General features: G+C 62.6%; 2 protein-coding genes. Both read left to right on the forward strand.

The genetic code is table 11. From position 1 onward, the window contains the following. Nucleotides 1-1,473 (forward strand): DUF6504 family protein (locus HK23_RS13645; protein ID WP_475638742.1); only part of this gene is annotated, 1,473 nt, incomplete at its 5' end. After that, nucleotides 1,470-4,643: an error-prone DNA polymerase gene (locus tag HK23_RS13650; RefSeq protein ID WP_179193917.1), complete on the forward strand. Its 3,174-nt coding sequence runs from the start codon at nucleotides 1,470-1,472 to the stop codon at nucleotides 4,641-4,643. The genes HK23_RS13645 and HK23_RS13650, both read left to right, overlap by 4 nt. Nucleotides 4,644-4,885 lie beyond the last annotated feature (242 nt).

Consider the following 4,885-nt stretch of genomic DNA (forward strand, 5'->3'; position numbering starts at 1 on the left):
AGGAAACGACTTGGACCAGACGCGCCCGCGCCTGAAACGCCGCTGGCCCTTGTCGGACGGGAAGGACGACGCCGGGTTCTACTGTCTGTTGATCTGGCCGCCCGCAAGCTGGGGCTGCGCCCCGGCACGCCGGTGGCCAAGGCCCAGGCGCTCTATCCCGATCTGGTGCTGATGGACGCCGATCCCGAAGGCGACCGGCTGGGGCTGGAAAAACTCGCCCTGTGGTTCCAGCACAGGGTCGCGCCCATTGTGGCGGTCGATGCCCCGGACGGGCTGGTACTGGACACGACCGGGGCGGATCACCTGCATGGTGGCGAACTTCCCATGCTCAAGGACATGGTTCACCGCATGGCGGGAGCCGGTTTCCGGGCAACGGCCGTGGTGGCGGACACCTGGGGCGCTGCGCACGCCATCGCCCGCTATGGTAGGGTGCCGATTGCCGTTGTGCCGCCGGGTAACACCGCTTCTGTATTGGCCGATCTTCCGGTTGAAGCGCTGCGCCTGCCGGACCCGATCATCGACGGACTGGCCACGCTGGGCGTATCCCGCATCGGACCACTTGCCGCCATGCCCCGCGCCCCTCTGGCGCTGCGGTTCGGGCCGGATGTAGCTCGCAGGCTGGATCAGGCTTTCGGGCGTATTGGTGAAGCCATCGTGCCAGTCCGCCCGGTCGATCCGGTCGAGGTCAGCCGGAATTTCGCCGAGCCCATCGGCGCGGCGGAGACCATTGCCCGTTATATCGGCAGGCTGGTGCCGCTGCTCTGCCAGGGGCTGGACGAGCGTGGACAGGGCGTGCGGCGTCTCGACCTGCTGCTGCATCGCGTGGACAGCCGCACCGAGGCGATCCGCGTGGCGACGGCCATGCCGGTGCGGGACGTCAAACGCCTGACCCGACTGCTGTGCGAGAAGATCGAAACCATCGATCCAGGGTTCGGCATTGAGCGCATGGTGCTGATTGCCTCGCTGGCCGAACCGATGGACCGGCGTCAGACCGTGTCCTCCCTGATCGCCGAGGAAGAAGCCGATGTGTCCGACCTGATCGACACGCTGGCCAACCGTGTCGGCATGCAGGCGCTCTATCGCTTTGCCCCGGTGGAAAGCGACCTGCCCGAACGCTCCTTCTGCCGTGTGCCTGCGCTGGCGCCCGAGGAGACGAAGGACTGGCCGGAGCACTGGCCACGGCCCACACGCCTGCTGGCGCGACCCGAGCCGGTGCAGGCCATGGCGGAACTGCCGGACCAGCCGCCGCTGTTCTTCATCTGGCGCGGCGTGCGGCGGAAGGTGAAATGCGCCGACGGGCCGGAGCGTGTTTTTGGCGAATGGTGGAAGAATGACGCGGAACTGACCATCGCCCGCGATTACTTCCGGATAGAGGATACCAGCGGCGAGCGTTTCTGGCTCTACCGGGCGGGTGATGGCGAGCATGGCGAGACCGGCTCGCAGGGCTGGTTCCTGCATGGGATCTTCGGGTGAGCATCTCGGTACCACGCTACGCCGAACTGCAGGTCACGACCTATTTCTCGTTCCTGCGTGGAGCCTCCTCGCCGATCGAACTGTTCGAACAGGCCAGGGCGCTGGGTATCGAAGCGCTCGGGATCTGCGACCGGAATTCCCTGGCAGGAATGGTGCAGGCGCATGGAGCGGCAAAGCAGGTCGGGCTCCGGCTTGTCGTGGGCTGTCGCCTCGACCTGGCCGATTTCCCGCCGGTATTGGTCTACCCTACGGACCGGGCCGCCTATGGTAGGCTGTGTCGTCTGCTCACCGTTGGCAAGGCACGGGCCGGAAAGGGAAAGTGTCATCTTCTCTGGGATGACTTGATCGCCTGGGGCGAAGGCCAGACCGTCGTCATGATCCCGGACACGGCAGACGATGCCTGCGCCCTGCACCTGCGCAAGCTAAAAAACGCCTTTGCTGACCGCGCCTATATGGCGCTGACACTGCTGCGCCGCCCCAATGACCAGATGCGGTTGTATGAGCTGGCGAACCTTGCCCATCAGGCCCGTGTCCCAACCGTTGTAACCAACGACGCACTGTTCCACACCCATGACCGTCGCATCCTGCAGGATGTCGTCACCTGCATCCGCCACAACACCACCATCGACGAGGCGGGGTTTGTCCGCGAACGTCATGCCGATCGCTATCTCAAACCGCCACAGGAAATGGCCCGGCTGTTCAGCCGTTACACGGAAGCGGTGGCTCGCACCATGGACATCGTGGAGCGCTGCCGCTTCTCGCTCGATGATCTGGCCTACCAGTATCCTGATGAAGTCTCCGTACCTGGCCAGACACCCCAGCAGGCGCTGGAGGCGCTGACTTGGGAGGGCGCCCGTTCCGTCTATCCGGATGGCGTACCGGATGACGTGGCGGAAACGCTCCGCCATGAACTCGGACTGATCGGGCGGATGAACTACGCACCGTATTTCCTGACCGTGAACAGCATCGTCCGCTATGCCCGCTCCCAGGACATTCTCTGCCAAGGCCGTGGCTCGGCTGCCAATTCTGCCGTTTGCTACGTGCTCGGCATTACTGCCATCGATCCGGCCCGCAACTCGTTGCTGTTCGAACGCTTCGTCTCCGAGGAGCGGGGCGAGCCACCGGATATCGACGTGGATTTCGAGCATGCGCGACGTGAACAGGTCATCCAGTGGGTCTATGAGCATTACGGGCGTGACCGGGCGGCACTGACGGCGGTGGTGATCCGTTATCGCGCCAAGGGAGCACTCCGGGACGTTGGCAAGGTGATGGGCCTCCCCGAAGACCTGATCCGCACGCTGTCAGGTCAGATCTGGGGCTGGGGGCGCAAACTGGATGATGAGGCCCTGAATGAGACGGGTATTGACCTGTCCGACCGGCGCATTCGCCTGACACTCGACTTGGCACGTTGCCTGATCGGCGTGCCACGCCACCTGTCACAGCATCCCGGCGGCTTCGTGCTGACGCATGACCGGCTGGATGAACTGGTGCCGATTGAGCCCGCCTCTATGGAGCAGCGTCAGATCATCGAATGGGACAAGGATGATATCGACGTTCTGAAATTCATGAAGGTCGATATCCTGGCGCTCGGCATGCTGACCTGCATGAAAAAGGGGCTGGATCTGCTGGCGGAACACAAGGGCCAGCACTTCACGCTCCAGAGCATTCCGGCCGAAGATCCGCGCACCTACGCCATGATCCGCAAGGCTGACACCATCGGCGTGTTCCAGATTGAATCCCGCGCCCAGATGTCCATGCTGCCACGGCTCAAACCGCGTGTGTTCTATGATCTCGTCATTGAGGTCGCGATCGTGCGTCCAGGCCCCATTCAGGGGGATATGGTGCATCCCTATCTGCGTCGCCGTGAGGGGATCGAGCCGGAAAACTATCCTACCCCGGAACTGGAAAAGGTTCTGAAAAAGACACTCGGGATCCCGTTGTTTCAGGAACAGGCGATGCAGGTCGCCATGATCTGTGCGGGGTTTACAGCCGCAGAGGCCGATCAGTTGCGTCGGGCCATGGCGACGTTCAAAAATACCGGCACGGTCTCGCAGTTTCAGACACGCCTGATCAATGGCATGCGCGCCAATGGGTATGATGAGGAATTCGCCGAGCGGATCTACCAGCAATTGGAAGGCTTCGGTTCCTACGGTTTTCCCGAGAGCCATGCGGCGAGTTTCGCCATTCTGGCCTATTCATCCTCATGGATGAAATGCACCCATCCAGATGTGTTTCTGGCCTCCCTCCTGAATTCCCAGCCGATGGGATTCTATGCGCCGGCACAACTGGTCCGTGATGCGCGGGAACATGGCGTGGAAATCCGGCCCGTTTGCGTCAATGCCTCGCGCTGGGACAGCACGCTGGAAGGCCCGGAAAGCTCCAATGGCCGATTTGCCGTGCGGCTTGGCATGAGTCTGGTGAAGGGACTAGCCAACGACGATGCAGCCCGGATTGTTGCCGCGCGAGCCTCACGCCCGTTTACCTCGATCGATGATCTGTGGCGTCGGGCTGGCGTGAAGTCGGCAGCCCTGACCCATCTCGCGGAAGCCGACGCTTTCCGGCCCTCGCTCGGGCTGGCACGGCGCGAGGCGCTGTGGGGGATCAAGGCGCTACGGGACGAACCGCTGCCTCTGTTTGCCGCAGCGCGGGTGACACGGGAAGCTGAAGAACCGGATGTGCTGCTGCAACCCATGCGCGACGGGGCCGAGGTGGTGCGGGATTACAACCGGCTTGGCCTTACCCTGCGGGATCATCCGCTGACCTTTCTACGCGAGGATCTCCGGGCAAGGGACATCATGTCCTGTCGGCAGGCATTGGCGACAAAGGATGGGAAGCGTCTCACCGTGGCGGGGCTGGTTCTGGTCCGGCAGCGACCCGGATCGGCAGAAGGCGTGGTGTTCATGACGCTGGAGGACGAGACGGCAAATATGAACGTCATCATCTGGCCGGATATGTTCGATGCGAACCGGCGTGTCGTGCTTGGCGGACAGATGCTGGCGGTGACAGGCATGCTCCAGAAGGAAGGCGACGTTGTGCATCTGGTGGCAAAAGAGATCACCGACCTTTCCGGGCTGCTCGCGGACGTCGGTAATCGCTCCTCTACGGAGAGCCCCCATGCCAGCGCTTCCGCCGACGAGCGTATCGTCGTCAGATCGCGCAATTTCCACTGATCAATAAGGGCGCCGATAAATCTCACGACATCGTGACATCGCCTGTTTTAGGCGCAACCTACGCTGGAGTTTCACTCCCATTTGCATCCTATACGCATCCTGCGCCGCGTTTTGGGCACAAAAAAAGCCACCCGTTGGGGTGGCTTTTTCTCTGTCTTATCAGACGCTTACGTATGGTTGCGGGGGCAGGATTTGAACCTGCGGCCTTCAGGTTATGAGCCTGACGAGCTACCGGGCTGCTC

The organism is Acetobacter malorum (assembly GCF_002153605.1).
GTDB classification, from domain to species: domain Bacteria; phylum Pseudomonadota; class Alphaproteobacteria; order Acetobacterales; family Acetobacteraceae; genus Acetobacter; species Acetobacter malorum_A.